The organism is Ureibacillus thermosphaericus, from assembly GCF_012396605.1.
GTDB classification, from domain to species: Bacteria; Bacillota; Bacilli; order Bacillales_A; family Planococcaceae; genus Ureibacillus; species Ureibacillus thermosphaericus.
The window spans coordinates 14,026-27,582 of the sequence record NZ_JAAXPW010000037.1; the positions used below are offsets into that span (position 1 = coordinate 14,026).

Below are 13,557 nucleotides of genomic sequence, written 5' to 3' on the forward strand. Positions count from 1 at the left end.
AATGCATGTTAAAAAGGGCGACAAAGTAAAAGTTATTACAGGAAAAGACAAAGGTAAAGAAGGTATCGTACTTGCTGCTTTTCCAAAAAAAGATCGGGTAATTGTTGAAGGTGTAAACATCGTTAAAAAACACGTAAAACCTAATCAATTAAACCCACAAGGTGGTATTGTAAGCCAAGAAGCACCAATCCACGTTTCGAACGTTATGCTAATCGATCCAAAAACTGGCGAGCCGACTCGTGTAGGTTATAAAATCGAAAATGGCAAAAAAGTTCGTGTTGCAAAAAAATCTGGTGCAGTAATCGACTAATAAGAAATTTTGAAAGGAGGTACAAACATGAACCGCCTAAAAGAAAAATACAACAACGAAGTAGTTCCTGCTTTAATGAGCAAGTTTGGATATAAATCAATCATGCAAGTTCCAAAAGTTGAAAAAATCGTAGTTAACATGGGTGTTGGTGACGCAGTACAAAACTCTAAAGCATTAGATGCTGCAGTTGAAGAACTAGCTATTATTACTGGTCAAAAACCTGTTGTTACTAGAGCGAAAAAATCAATCGCTGGATTCCGTTTACGTGAAGGGATGCCAATTGGTGCAAAAGTTACATTACGTGGTGAACGTATGTATGATTTCCTTGATAAATTAATTTCTATCGCACTTCCGCGTGTACGCGACTTCCGCGGTGTTTCTAAAAAAGCGTTTGATGGTCGTGGAAACTACACTTTAGGTGTTAAAGAACAATTGATTTTCCCTGAAATCGATTACGATAAAGTTTCAAAAGTGCGCGGTATGGATATCGTGATCGTAACGACAGCGAACTCTGATGAAGAAGCTCGCGAGTTATTGACACAATTCGGTATGCCGTTCCAAAAATAATAAAAGGAGGGCGAAAACGTGGCAAAAAAATCAATGATCGTTAAACAAAAACGTAAACCTAAGTTTAAAGTACAAGAATACACACGTTGTGAACGCTGTGGTCGTCCACACTCTGTATATCGTAAATTTAAACTTTGCCGTATTTGTTTCCGTGAACTTGCATATAAAGGACAAATTCCTGGTGTGAAAAAAGCTAGCTGGTAATCCCCAAAAAATGGGAAGGAGGTAATAAGAATATGACAATGACAGATCCAATTGCAGATATGCTAACTCGCATCCGTAATGCGAACATGGTTCGTCACGAAAAGTTAGAAGTACCGGCTTCCAACATTAAAAAGGAAATCGCTGAAATCCTTAAGCGAGAAGGCTTCATCCGTGACGTTGAATATATCGATGACAACAAACAAGGTATCATCCGTATTTTCTTAAAATATGGAAAAAATAACGAACGTTTAATTACTGGATTAAAACGTATTTCTAAACCAGGTTTACGCGTATATGCGAAAACTGACGAAATTCCAAAAGTGTTAAACGGCTTAGGTATCGCAATTCTTTCAACTTCTCAAGGCGTGTTAACTGATAAAGAAGCACGTGCTAAAAAAGTGGGCGGAGAAGTTTTAGCTTACGTTTGGTAATAAGTAATTTGTGAATGGAGGTGCAATGAAATGTCTCGTGTAGGTAAAAAACCGATCGAAGTTCCTGCTAACGTTACAGTAACAGTTGCTGAGGACAACACTGTAACAGTAAAAGGACCGAAAGGCGAACTAACTCGTCAATTCAATCAAGATATGAAAATCGAGCAAGAAGGCAACGTAATTACTGTTGTTCGCCCTTCTGATTCAAAAGAACACCGTACAATCCACGGTACAACTCGTGCGTTACTTGCAAACATGGTGAAAGGTGTATCTGAAGGATTCTCTCGTTCTTTAGAACTTATTGGGGTTGGGTACCGTGCTCAATTACAAGGGAAAAAACTTGTATTAAACGTTGGTTACTCACATCCTGTTGAATTCACTGCTGAACCAGGTATCGAAATTGAAGTTCCTTCAAATACAAAAGTTGTTGTTAAAGGAATTGATAAAGAACGTGTAGGTGCATTCGCAGCTGACATTCGCGCTGTACGTCCACCTGAACCATATAAAGGTAAAGGTATTCGTTACGAAGGCGAATATGTACGTCGTAAAGAAGGTAAAACAGGTAAATAATGCTAGCTAAGCGTTAGAAAGGAGTGACCACTGTGATTACGAAACTAGATAAAAATAAAGTTCGTAAAAAACGTCATGCACGCGTGCGTACAAAAATCCACGGTACACCTGAACGTCCACGTTTAAACGTTTACCGTTCTAACAAAAACATTTACGCACAAATCATTGACGATGTTGCAGGACATACACTTGTTAGTGCTTCAACATTAGAAAAAGATTTTGAAGGTGCTGGCAACAATAAAGAGGCTGCAGCAAAAGTTGGCGAATTGATCGCAAAACGTGCATTAGAGAAAAATATTACTACAGTTGTATTTGACCGTGGTGGTTATTTATATCATGGACGTGTAAAAGCATTAGCAGATGCTGCACGCGAAAACGGTTTACAATTTTAATAAGAAGGAGGGACATACTTCATGAGTCGTATTGACGCAAGCAAACTGGAACTTGAAGAACGCGTTGTAACGATTAACCGCGTTGCGAAAGTTGTTAAAGGTGGACGTCGCTTCCGCTTCTCAGCTTTAGTAGTAGTAGGAGATAAAAACGGTCATGTAGGATTTGGTACTGGTAAAGCTCAAGAAGTACCAGATGCGATTCGTAAAGCTGTAGAAGATGCGAAGAAAAACTTAATCGAAGTACCACGTGTAGGTGGAACTATTCCACACGAGGTAATTGGTCACTTCGGTGCAGGAGAAATTTTAATGAAACCTGCTTCTGAAGGTACTGGAGTAATCGCTGGTGGACCAGTACGTGCAGTACTTGAGTTAGCAGGAATTACGGATATCCTTTCAAAATCTCTAGGTTCTAACACACCAATCAATATGGTACGTGCTACAGTTGAGGGATTAAAACAATTAAAACGTGCTGAAGAAGTTGCAAAACTTCGTGGTAAAACAGTAGAAGAGCTATTAGGATAAGGGGGGATAATCATGGCTAACAAATTAGAAATCACCCTCAAAAGATCTGTAATCGGAGCTAATGAAAAACAACGTAAAACAGTTGAAGCTTTAGGCTTAAAAAAGGTTAATTCTACTGTAGAACATGCAGATAATCCAGCTATTCGTGGTATGATTAATAAAGTGTCACACTTAGTATCAGTTAAAGAAATTTAATGATTTATAAAATGTACAAGGAGGTGCCACCTATAATGAAACTTCATGAACTTAAACCAGCAGAAGGTTCACGTAAAAAACGTAACCGTGTTGGTCGTGGTATCGGTTCTGGTAACGGTAAAACTTCTGGTCGCGGTCAAAAAGGTCAAAACGCTCGTTCTGGAGGCGGTGTACGTCCAGGATTTGAAGGTGGTCAAAACCCACTATTCCGTCGTTTACCAAAACGTGGATTTACAAATGTGAACCGTAAAGAATATGCAATCGTGAACCTAGATGCATTAAATCGTTTCGAAGATGGTGCAGAAGTTACACCTGCATTATTGATCGAAACAGGTATCGTGAGCAAAGAAAAAGCTGGTATTAAGGTTCTTGGTAACGGAACGCTTAATAAAAAGCTTAACGTGAAAGCTCACAAGTTCTCTGCTTCTGCGAAAGAAGCTATCGAGAACGCCGGCGGAACAGCTGAGGTGATTTAATGTTTCAAACATTCGCAAACTTTATGCGCGTTCGTGATATTCGAAACAAAATCTTTTTCACATTATTAATGCTTATCGTCTTTCGTTTAGGAACATTCATCCCTGTACCTAACGTAGATGCAGATGTATTAAAAGTAACGGATCAATTTAACTTAGTTGGTTTTCTTAACGTGTTTGGTGGCGGTGCATTAGCAAACTTCTCAATCTTTGCATTGGGAATTATGCCTTATATCACTGCCTCAATCATTGTTCAATTGTTACAAATGGATGTCGTGCCTAAGTTTGCAGAATGGGGACGTCAAGGTGAAGTAGGTCGCCGGAAGTTAGCCCAATTTACCCGCTACTTTACTGTAGTGTTAGCTTTCATCCAAGCCTTCGCTATGTCATTCGGTTTTAACCAATTATATGGTGGAACATTAATTACAGATACTAGTGTTTTATCTTATTTGACAATAGCAATTGTGCTTACGGCTGGTACAGCATTTTTGTTATGGCTTGGTGAGCAAATTACCGCACACGGCGTTGGTAATGGTATTTCAATCATTATCTTTGCTGGTATTGTCGCTGCAATACCTACAACGGTTAACCAAATTTATGCTCAACAAATTGAAGGTGCAGGGGATCAACTATTCATCCGCATTGTCGTTTTAGTACTTCTTGCATTAATAATGTTGGCTATAATTGTTGGAGTAATTTACGTACAACAAGCGTTACGTAAGATTCCAATTCAGTATGCAAAAAGAGTTTCCGGTCGAGCAATGAATGTTGGTGCACAACAAACGCACTTACCTTTAAAAGTGAACGCTGCAGGAGTTATTCCAGTAATCTTCGCAGTAGCGTTCATTATTACACCTCAGACTTTAGCTGCGTTCTTCGGTGAGAACAAAATCACCACGTTCATTATCAACACGTTTGACTATACTAAACCTGTTGGAATGATTATTTATATTGCTTTAATTATTGCGTTTACTTATTTCTACGCATTTATTCAAGTAAATCCCGAACGCGTTGCAGATAACCTGAAAAAACAAGGTGCATATATTCCTGGAATTCGTCCAGGGAATGATACACAAAACTACTTAACAAAAGTGTTATATCGTTTAACATTTGTTGGTGCTCTGTTTTTGACTGTTGTTTCGATTTTGCCAATTTTATTCATTAATTTTATGAATTTACCGGCTTCCGCTCAAATTGGTGGAACGAGTGTTATCATCGTTGTCGGTGTGGCATTAGAAACAATGAAACAATTAGAAGCCCAACTAGTTAAGCGTCATTATAAAGGCTTTATGAAATAAATGTTGGTTAGGAAACATTATTGTTTCCTAAGCCAGCACTTAGGAGGGAAATAACCGTATGAATATCGTTTTAATGGGCTTGCCAGGTGCTGGTAAAGGTACGCAAGCAGAAAAAATCGTGAATAAGTACGAAATCCCTCATATTTCTACAGGTGATATGTTCCGTGCTGCTATCAGTCAAGGTACGGAACTAGGTCTTAAAGCGAAATCCTATATGGATCAAGGTGCATTAGTTCCAGACGAGGTTACTATTGGCATCGTGCGCGAAAGACTTGCACAAAAAGACTGTGAAAATGGATTCTTACTTGATGGGTTCCCACGCACGGTTCCTCAAGCAGAAGCATTAGATAACATCTTAGAAGAACTTGGGAAAAAAATCGATCATGTGATTAATATCCAAGTTGAAAAAGATGAACTAGTTGCACGTTTAAGCGGTCGTCGTATCTGTAAAACTTGCGGCGCTACTTATCACGTTATTTTTAATCCTCCTAAAGTGGAAGGAAAATGTGATAAGGATGGCGGAGAATTATACACTCGAGCTGATGACAATCCTGAGACGGTTGCTAATCGCCTGGAAGTAAATATGAAACAAGCACAACCTTTACTTGATTTTTATGAATCTAAAGGTTTATTAACAAATATTAATGGTCAGCAAGAGATTGAAAAAGTGTTTGCTGATCTTGACGCTCTATTATTACAGGGCAGTCGCAGCTGATACCCGTCATTCTTTCGAAAGTCATAATACTTTTCGCGAGGGGTAATCGGAGGCAACATAAAATATTGAGAGTTGCAAAAGCATATTAGTGCCCGGTATACACTACTTGCGAAAGTGCTTATACTTACTTAGAAAGTTCTTTTGTGAAGAGTGTTATGGGTTTCGTGGAAGCATCAAGTGAACGGGTGTGAATTTTCCATGATATCCGGACATTTTAACAAAGGAATACAGTTTCCTTACCGGATCTGTTCATTCCCTGGATTGTGTGAAGCGAAACCAGACGAGCGTCTTTCGAACATCTCTCATACAATCCAACGTTTGTTAATGGAGTTGCTTCTAACCTGTAAAATCTGTTGCGAGTGTTCTCTAGGGAGAACGATTTAGCACATATAGAAGGGAGACAGGGTTGATGGCGAAAGACGATGTAATTGAAGTCGAAGGAACAGTTGTTGAGACTTTGCCAAACGCGATGTTTAAGGTAGAATTAGAAAATGGGCACACGGTGCTTGCACACGTTTCCGGAAAGATTCGTATGCATTTCATTCGAATTTTACCTGGAGATAAGGTTACTATTGAGTTATCTCCTTATGATTTAACTCGCGGTCGTATCACATACCGTTTTAAATAATCTTTTGCACTCCGAAGACTAAGGAGGTTGAGTTAAATGAAAGTGAGACCATCTGTAAAACCGATTTGCGAAAAATGTAAAGTTATTCGCCGACGCGGTAAAGTAATGGTAATCTGTGAAAATCCAAAACACAAACAAAAACAAGGATAATTTTTAAGGAGGTGCGAATAAATGGCACGTATTGCTGGTGTTGATATTCCTCGCGATAAACGCGTAGTAATTTCATTAACTTATATTTATGGTGTTGGTAAACCAACTGCTCAAAAAGTATTAGCTGCAGCTGGTGTATCTGAAGATACTCGTGTACGTGATCTTACTGAAGATGAATTAGACAGAATCCGTACAGAATTAGATAAGTACAAAATTGAAGGTGACTTACGTCGTGAAGTATCACTAAACATTAAACGTTTAATGGAAATTGGTTGCTACCGTGGTATCCGTCACCGTCGTGGTCTACCTGTTCGTGGACAAAATACGAAAAACAATGCACGTACTCGTAAAGGTCCTCGTAAAACTGTTGCGAACAAGAAAAAATAATAAGTAAAGGGGGTTCCTTCCGTAATGGCTCGTAAACAACAATCACGTAAACGTCGTGTGAAAAAGAATATCGAATCAGGTATTGCACACATTCGTTCTACATTTAACAATACAATCGTAACGATTACTGATATGCAAGGGAATGCAGTTTCTTGGTCAAGTGCAGGTGCTCTTGGATTCAAAGGTTCTCGTAAATCTACTCCATATGCTGCTCAAATGGCTGCTGAAGCCGCTGCTAAAGCTTCCCTTGAGCATGGTTTAAAAACGTTAGAAGTAACTGTTAAAGGTCCAGGTGCAGGTCGTGAAGCGGCTATCCGTGCACTTCAAGCTGCAGGACTTGAAGTAACAGCAATTAAAGATGTTACACCAGTTCCACATAACGGTTGCCGTCCGCCAAAACGTCGTCGTGTGTAATGGGTGCAACTCTTTGGAGTACATCATTCTTGTGCAAGAAGAATTGTACAAATTTATAAAGTCAAGATTTTTTGACTATTATGATGGTATGACCTATACAGTCGATGTTTTGAAGGAGGGTAAATTGAATGATCGAAATTGAAAAACCAAAGATTGAAACTGTTGAGATCAGCGAAGATTCCACATATGGTAAGTTTGTTATAGAACCACTAGAACGTGGATATGGTACTACTTTGGGTAATTCTTTACGTCGTATCCTTCTATCCTCATTACCGGGTGCAGCGATTACATCTGTACAAATTGATGGGGTATTACATGAATTCTCAACTATTGAAGGGGTAGTAGAGGATGTTGCTTCAATCATTTTAAACTTAAAAAAACTTGCACTGAAAATCTACTCCGATGAGGAAAAAATTCTTGAGATTGATGTGAAAGGTGAAGCAACAGTTACAGCAAGTGATATCACACATGATAGTGATGTTGAAATTTTAAATCCAGATTTGTATATAGCAACAATCGCAAGCAACGGTCATTTGCGTATACGTATGTATGCTAAGAGAGGCCGTGGTTACACTCCTGCTGATCAAAACAAACGTGAGGATCTTCCTATCGGCGTGATCCCGATCGACTCTATTTACACTCCAGTTTCACGCGTTAATTATCAAGTGGAAAATACTCGTGTAGGACAAAATTCCGATTACGATAAATTGTCCCTTGATGTGTGGACTGATGGTAGCATCGGTCCGAAAGAAGCGATTTCACTCGGAGCGAAAATATTAACAGAGCATCTAAATATTTTTGTTGGTCTAACAGATGAAGCACAAGCAGCGGAAATCATGGTAGAAAAAGAAGAGGACCAAAAAGAAAAAGTATTAGAGATGACGATCGAAGAATTAGATCTTTCTGTTCGTTCCTATAACTGTTTAAAACGTGCAGGTATTAATACAGTATTAGAACTTACGAATAAGTCTGAAGACGATATGATGAAAGTTCGTAATCTTGGACGTAAGTCATTAGAAGAAGTAAAAGCAAAACTTGCGGAGCTTGGCTTATCTTTACGTAAAGAAGACTAAGCAATCGTTATTTATTATGTTCGAATAAAGGAGGGAACATTCATGGGTTACAGAAAACTAGGCCGTACAAGTTCTCAACGTAAAGCGTTATTACGTGATTTAGCAACTGATTTAATTATTAATGAACGCATTGAAACAACTGAAGCTCGTGCAAAAGAATTACGTTCAGTTGTTGAGAAAATGATTACTTTAGGTAAACGCGGAGATTTACATGCTCGCCGTCAAGCTGCAGCATTCATCCGTCGTGAAGTAGTGACAACTACTGATGAAGAAGGAAACGAAAAAACGAAATTTGCTCTTCAAAAATTATTTGATGATGTTGCGCCACGTTACGCTGATCGCCAAGGTGGTTATACACGTATCTTAAAAGTAGGTCCTCGTCGTGGTGACGGAGCGCCTGTAGTAATTATCGAGTTAGTTTAATTTTTTAGGGGGTGTCCGGGTTTCCGGTTGAACTCGCCCCCTTTTTTACAAATGTGTGATTTATACGACAATAAAATGGCACATGAGCGTTATGATGATCGAATGAAAAATTCGTATCGTCTAGCTCTCCGCACCTCATTCATCAGATTACGGAACGTTAATAAACCGTACTTCTATAAATGTTATTAGCGCATTTCTCCTGAATGAGGTGCGCGCTTTTTTATTCAAACCCAAATCTATTAAAGAGTATGTAAAAATAAAATACGTTTCTTCATGTAATTTTCAAAATTTTTAAACGTGTTTTATTTTTATATATAGGAGATTCATTTAGAACTAGAAATGTAGAGCCCTGGAGAGAGGAGCATAGATGTGACCGAAATTCTATCATTTCATAATGTATCTTTTTCATACACACCTGACAAACCCGATGCCCGTAAAGCTGTTCAAAATGTTTCGTTTTCAATTAATGAGGGCGAGTGGATTGCCATTGTCGGTCATAATGGTTCAGGCAAATCTACAATGGTGAAAATGGTTTGTGGTCTCCTCTTCCCGCAAGAGGGGGAAATTCGCGTCATGCAAATCATATTAAATGAAGAGACTCTTTGGGATATTCGCTCAAAAATTGGAATGGTTTTTCAAAATCCTGATAACCAATTTGTTGGAGCGACAGTGCAAGACGATGTTGCCTTTGCATTAGAAAACAACGGAGTGCCTTTTGAAGAAATGGTTGAACGGGTTTCTTCGTCTTTAAAGAAAGTCAAAATGTATGAGTTTTTAAACCATGAACCCCATCATTTATCAGGTGGTCAAAAGCAACGTGTTGCCATTGCCGGAGCACTTGCAATGCATCCGAAATTATTAATTTTAGACGAAGCAACTTCCATGCTTGATCCACAAGGTCGAGAAGAAGTATTACAAACAGTTCTAGAATTAAGAAAAGAAATTGGCTTAACAGTTTTATCGATTACGCACGATGTTGAAGAAGCACTTCTCGCAGACCGAGTTATTTTTATGAACCAGGGCAAGAAATATGCAGAAGGTTCACCAGAAGAAATTTTTGCATTAGGGGATAAATTGACTGAATTTGGTTTAGAATTGCCTTTTGCAATGAGGATGACAGAGCTGCTCCAAGCAAAAGGTGTACATTTATCAGGCAATAATTTAACAGAAGAAGAGTTGGTGAATGATCTATGGACATCAAACTTCAGCAAGTAAGCTATGCATATTCAGCAGGTACACCTTTTGAGAAGTATGCTTTATTTGATGTGGAGATGGAAATTCCATCTAAAACCTATCATGCAATCATTGGACATACAGGTTCTGGTAAATCAACAATTCTCCAACATTTCAATGGATTATTAAAACCAACAAAAGGAATCGTACATATTGGAGAACGAAAAATCGAAGCGGGAAAAAAGGCAAAAGAATTAAAACCAATTCGTCAAAAGGTAGGTATTGTATTCCAATTCCCAGAGCACCAACTATTTGAAGAAACAGTATTAAAAGACATTATGTTTGGTCCGATGAATTTTGGTGTTTCTGAAGAAGAAGCGGAGAAGAGGGCTCGCGAAGGCATCAAACAAGTTGGATTGCCTGAAGAAGTGTTGGACAAGTCGCCTTTTGATTTATCAGGCGGACAAATGAGACGGGTTGCAATAGCTGGAGTACTTGCAATGAATCCAGATGTGATTGTATTAGATGAACCTACTGCTGGGCTCGACCCTAGAGGACAGAAAGAAATTATGGATTTGTTTTATCGTCTGCATAAAGAGAGAGAATTAACAACCATTCTAGTCACCCATAGCATGGAAGATGCGGCGAAATACGCAGATCAAATTTCGATTATGCATGAAGGACGCTGTGTGTTAACCGGTGCTCCACGGGAAATATTTTCAGATAGTGAAACGCTAAAAAAATATCGATTAGAAATTCCTCGTATCGTGAAATTTCAACAAAAGATAGAAAAGTTAATAGGAAAGCCACTTTCAAAAATTTGTTTAACTGAGGAAGAGCTAGCGGATGAGATTGCTCGGGCGTTAAAGGAGCGTGATCATTCATGATGGAGAAAATGATTTTCGGACGATTTATCCCAGGAGATTCCTTTGTACATCAGTTAGATCCACGTTCCAAACTCATATTTACGTTTATTTTTGTAGTTATTGTATTTTTAGCGAACAATGTGGCTACATATGGCCTATTGTTAATTTTTACATTGTTTGTCATTTTAATTTCAAGAATTCGATTATATTTTTTAATAAATGGATTAAAACCGGTTATCATTTTAGTAATTTTCACGTTTCTCATTCACATTCTCTTTACTAGAGAAGGAGATGTACTACTGAACCTTGGTTTTCTTGAGGTTTATGAAGGCGGTTTAAGACAAGGAATTTTCATATCAATCCGTTTTGTTGTACTTGTATTTGTTACAACGATCTTAACATTAACAACTTCCCCTATTTCAATAACAGACGGACTTGAAGTACTATTAAATCCTTTGAAGAAATTTAAATTGCCGATTCATGAATTAGCATTAATGATGTCCATTGCGTTACGCTTTATCCCAACACTAATGGATGAAACGGATAAAATCATGAAAGCACAAATGGCGAGAGGGTCCGATTTAGGAGCAGGACCAATAAAAGATCGGATTAAAGCGGTTGTTCCCCTTCTGGTGCCTTTATTTGTAAGCGCCTTTAAACGGGCAGAAGATTTAGCAACAGCAATGGAAGTGCGGGGATATCGAGGAGGAGAAGGACGCACTCGATATCGCCAGTTAAAATGGGATGCGAAAGATACAACCTGTATTTTTGCATTAGTATTGATGACTGCTCTTTTAGTGTTCTTCCGCAGTTAGAAAAAGGTGAGAGACTTGCGACGCTTAAAAGCAATTATTTCTTATGATGGAACGCACTTTTCTGGCTACCAAGCGCAGCCGGGAAAAAGAACGGTGCAATCTGAAATTGAAAAGGTATTAACAGTAATGCATAAGGGCGAACACATACGCATTTTTGCTAGCGGACGTACAGATGCACGTGTTCATGCCACTGGACAAGTCATTCATTTTGATACGACTCTTTCGATTCCAGCAGAAAACTATAAAGTGGCATTAAATGCACAATTGCCAGCTGATATTCGAATACTTGATATGGAAGAAGTTTCCCCTGATTTTCATGCTCGATTTGATGCGAAAGGAAAACGATACCGGTATAAATGGAATTGTGATGAAGTCCAAAGTCCTTTCAAGAGAAACTATACTGTTGAAACGAGAGGAAGAAAGCCGGACGTAAGTAAAATGGAAAACGGCGCAGCTTATTTAGTTGGTACTCATGACTTTACTAGTTTTTGTGCAGCGAGTACACCTGTTGATGACAAAGTTCGCACGATTTATTCCATCGATTTTGAGTGGCACGATCAGGAACTTCATATGGTCATTGAGGGTAGTGGCTTTTTATATAATATGGTTCGGATTATTGCTGGTACTTTATGGGAAGTTGGGATTGGAAAAAGAGAGGCAAAATCTATTAAGGACATTATTGAAGCGAAAAATCGCGAAATGGCAGGAACAACGGCTCCTCCCCACGGGCTATATTTAGAAAAAGTATACTATTAATGCGATAACAACTTTTCCTTGTGTTCAACATTTTTCTTGACTTATGTTTTGAATTATAATATTATAACATATGGTATTTTCATTCCACTTATAAGCCCCGAAACTTATTAGTGAGAAAAATGGAAAATTAACGGTTCATGAAATCGATTAGGAGGATATATACATGCGTACAACATTTATGGCGAAAGGTCATGAAGTAGAGCGTAAATGGTTAGTAGTTGACGCAGAAGGTAAAACGCTTGGTCGTTTAGCTTCAGAAGTCGCTGCTATTTTACGCGGTAAACATAAACCAATTTATACACCACACGTTGACACTGGTGACTATGTAATCGTAATTAACGCTGAAAAAATTCATTTAACTGGTAACAAATTAGAAGATAAAATTTACTACCGTCACTCTCAATTCGCTGGCGGTTTAAAGAAACGTACAGCAGGCGAAATGCTTGAAAGAAATCCAGAAAGAATGATCGAATTAGCAGTAAAAGGAATGCTTCCTAAAAACTCTTTAGGACGCAAAATGTTCAAAAAACTTTATGTTTATGCTGGTCCAAATCATCCACATGCTGCACAAAAACCAGAAAGCTTCGAGCTTCGCGGATAATTAATTAGAGGAGGATATTCACTTGGCACAAGTTCAATATACTGGCACAGGTCGTCGTAAAAGCTCAGTAGCTCGTGTACGTTTAGTACCTGGCGAAGGCAAAATCATTATTAATAAACGTGATGTAGAAGAGTACATTCCATTCGAAACATTACGTGAAGTGATTAAACAACCATTAAAATTAACTCAAACTTTAGGTAGTTACGATGTATTAGTAAACGTTAAAGGTGGAGGTTATACTGGACAAGCTGGCGCTATCCGTCACGGTATCGCTCGTGCGTTACTTCAAGTTGATCCAGATTTCCGTCCAGCTTTAAAACAAGCTGGTTTACTAACTCGTGACCCACGCATGAAAGAACGTAAAAAATATGGTCTTAAAGGCGCTCGTCGCGCACCACAATTCTCAAAACGTTAATTTATCAACGTTTACAGCCTTCTTCTCGGACAAGAGAAGAAGGCTGTTTTTATAGGTTCTTTGTCAAATGGTGTTGGTGAATAAATTTTAGTGACATTATTTGGTAATATGTAATGGGATGGCTTAGGGGAAATTCGAGGTTCCCCTAAGCTGTTTTTATTTTCGCTAAGTTTTGGGTA

General features: G+C 38.5%; 23 protein-coding genes. All 23 read left to right on the plus strand.

Features of this window, described 5'->3' with window-relative positions; translation table 11 throughout:
- Nucleotide 1: 1 nt before the first annotated feature.
- The 23 genes from rplX to rpsI all read left to right on the plus strand — a co-directional run bounded on the left by rplX (nt 2) and on the right by rpsI (nt 13,378).
- A complete protein-coding gene (gene rplX, locus HF990_RS12610) occupies nt 2–310 on the plus strand; it encodes a 50S ribosomal protein L24 (protein ID WP_016839379.1) in 309 nt (102 codons plus the stop codon).
- A gap of 27 nt (nt 311–337) precedes the next feature.
- Nucleotides 338–877 (plus strand): 50S ribosomal protein L5, encoded by a 540-nt coding sequence (gene rplE / locus HF990_RS12615; protein WP_016839380.1) that lies wholly within the window; start codon nt 338–340, stop codon nt 875–877.
- A gap of 18 nt (nt 878–895) precedes the next feature.
- Nucleotides 896–1,081: a type Z 30S ribosomal protein S14 gene (locus HF990_RS12620; protein ID WP_016839381.1), complete on the plus strand. Its 186-nt coding sequence runs from the start codon at nt 896–898 to the stop codon at nt 1,079–1,081.
- Between the two features lie 32 nt (nt 1,082–1,113).
- A complete protein-coding gene (gene rpsH / locus HF990_RS12625; RefSeq protein WP_016839382.1) occupies nt 1,114–1,512 on the plus strand; it encodes a 30S ribosomal protein S8 in 399 nt (132 codons plus the stop codon).
- Between the two features lie 30 nt (nt 1,513–1,542).
- The gene (gene rplF / locus HF990_RS12630; RefSeq protein WP_016839383.1) at nt 1,543–2,082 is read left to right on the plus strand and encodes a 50S ribosomal protein L6; all 540 of its coding nucleotides are present in this window, start codon (nt 1,543–1,545) and stop codon (nt 2,080–2,082) included.
- A gap of 32 nt (nt 2,083–2,114) precedes the next feature.
- The gene (gene rplR / locus HF990_RS12635; RefSeq protein WP_168412721.1) at nt 2,115–2,474 is read left to right on the plus strand and encodes a 50S ribosomal protein L18; all 360 of its coding nucleotides are present in this window, start codon (nt 2,115–2,117) and stop codon (nt 2,472–2,474) included.
- Between the two features lie 21 nt (nt 2,475–2,495).
- Nucleotides 2,496–2,996, plus strand: coding sequence for a 30S ribosomal protein S5 (gene rpsE, locus HF990_RS12640; protein WP_016839385.1), 501 nt, complete (start codon nt 2,496–2,498; stop codon nt 2,994–2,996).
- Nucleotides 2,997–3,008: 12 nt separating this feature from the next.
- Nucleotides 3,009–3,191 (plus strand): 50S ribosomal protein L30, encoded by a 183-nt coding sequence (rpmD, locus tag HF990_RS12645; protein ID WP_016839386.1) that lies wholly within the window; start codon nt 3,009–3,011, stop codon nt 3,189–3,191.
- Nucleotides 3,192–3,226: 35 nt separating this feature from the next.
- Nucleotides 3,227–3,667 (plus strand): 50S ribosomal protein L15, encoded by a 441-nt coding sequence (gene rplO / locus HF990_RS12650; protein ID WP_016839387.1) that lies wholly within the window; start codon nt 3,227–3,229, stop codon nt 3,665–3,667.
- Entirely contained in the window at nt 3,667–4,962 is a 1,296-nt protein-coding gene (gene secY / locus HF990_RS12655; protein ID WP_016839388.1) for a preprotein translocase subunit SecY, read from the plus strand. Before rplO ends, secY begins: the two co-directional genes overlap by 1 nt.
- 58 nt (nt 4,963–5,020) lie before the next feature.
- Nucleotides 5,021–5,677: an adenylate kinase gene (locus HF990_RS12660; protein WP_016839389.1), complete on the plus strand. Its 657-nt coding sequence runs from the start codon at nt 5,021–5,023 to the stop codon at nt 5,675–5,677.
- A 409-nt stretch (nt 5,678–6,086) separates the two neighbouring features.
- The gene (gene infA / locus HF990_RS12665) at nt 6,087–6,305 is read left to right on the plus strand and encodes a translation initiation factor IF-1 (RefSeq protein ID WP_016839390.1); all 219 of its coding nucleotides are present in this window, start codon (nt 6,087–6,089) and stop codon (nt 6,303–6,305) included.
- A gap of 36 nt (nt 6,306–6,341) precedes the next feature.
- Nucleotides 6,342–6,455, plus strand: a complete 114-nt coding sequence (rpmJ, locus tag HF990_RS12670) for a 50S ribosomal protein L36 (protein ID WP_000868344.1) — start codon at nt 6,342–6,344, stop codon at nt 6,453–6,455.
- Between the two features lie 21 nt (nt 6,456–6,476).
- On the plus strand, nt 6,477–6,842 hold the full coding sequence (gene rpsM / locus HF990_RS12675; protein WP_016839391.1) for a 30S ribosomal protein S13: 366 nt from the start codon (nt 6,477–6,479) through the stop codon (nt 6,840–6,842).
- A 24-nt stretch (nt 6,843–6,866) separates the two neighbouring features.
- Nucleotides 6,867–7,256, plus strand: a complete 390-nt coding sequence (gene rpsK / locus HF990_RS12680; RefSeq protein WP_016839392.1) for a 30S ribosomal protein S11 — start codon at nt 6,867–6,869, stop codon at nt 7,254–7,256.
- A gap of 128 nt (nt 7,257–7,384) precedes the next feature.
- Complete coding sequence (locus HF990_RS12685; protein ID WP_096550075.1) at nt 7,385–8,329, plus strand: DNA-directed RNA polymerase subunit alpha; 945 nt, start codon at nt 7,385–7,387, stop codon at nt 8,327–8,329.
- Between the two features lie 42 nt (nt 8,330–8,371).
- Nucleotides 8,372–8,752, plus strand: coding sequence for a 50S ribosomal protein L17 (gene rplQ / locus HF990_RS12690; RefSeq protein WP_016839395.1), 381 nt, complete (start codon nt 8,372–8,374; stop codon nt 8,750–8,752).
- Nucleotides 8,753–9,121: 369 nt separating this feature from the next.
- Nucleotides 9,122–9,967, plus strand: a complete 846-nt coding sequence (locus tag HF990_RS12695) for an energy-coupling factor ABC transporter ATP-binding protein (protein ID WP_168412722.1) — start codon at nt 9,122–9,124, stop codon at nt 9,965–9,967.
- Nucleotides 9,943–10,812, plus strand: a complete 870-nt coding sequence (locus HF990_RS12700) for an energy-coupling factor ABC transporter ATP-binding protein (protein ID WP_168412723.1) — start codon at nt 9,943–9,945, stop codon at nt 10,810–10,812. The genes HF990_RS12695 and HF990_RS12700 overlap by 25 nt, the downstream gene beginning before the upstream one ends.
- Nucleotides 10,809–11,606 carry an energy-coupling factor transporter transmembrane component T family protein gene (locus tag HF990_RS12705; RefSeq protein ID WP_168412724.1) on the plus strand — a complete coding sequence of 266 codons (798 nt, stop codon included), beginning with the start codon at nt 10,809–10,811 and terminating at the stop codon, nt 11,604–11,606. The genes HF990_RS12700 and HF990_RS12705 overlap by 4 nt, the downstream gene beginning before the upstream one ends.
- Nucleotides 11,607–11,621: 15 nt before the next feature.
- Nucleotides 11,622–12,362 (plus strand): tRNA pseudouridine(38-40) synthase TruA, encoded by a 741-nt coding sequence (truA, locus tag HF990_RS12710; protein WP_168412725.1) that lies wholly within the window; start codon nt 11,622–11,624, stop codon nt 12,360–12,362.
- Nucleotides 12,363–12,525: 163 nt separating this feature from the next.
- Nucleotides 12,526–12,963 (plus strand): 50S ribosomal protein L13, encoded by a 438-nt coding sequence (gene rplM, locus HF990_RS12715; RefSeq protein WP_168412726.1) that lies wholly within the window; start codon nt 12,526–12,528, stop codon nt 12,961–12,963.
- A gap of 22 nt (nt 12,964–12,985) precedes the next feature.
- Nucleotides 12,986–13,378 (plus strand): 30S ribosomal protein S9, encoded by a 393-nt coding sequence (gene rpsI, locus HF990_RS12720; protein WP_016839401.1) that lies wholly within the window; start codon nt 12,986–12,988, stop codon nt 13,376–13,378.
- The last annotated feature ends 179 nt before the right edge of the window (nt 13,379–13,557 follow it).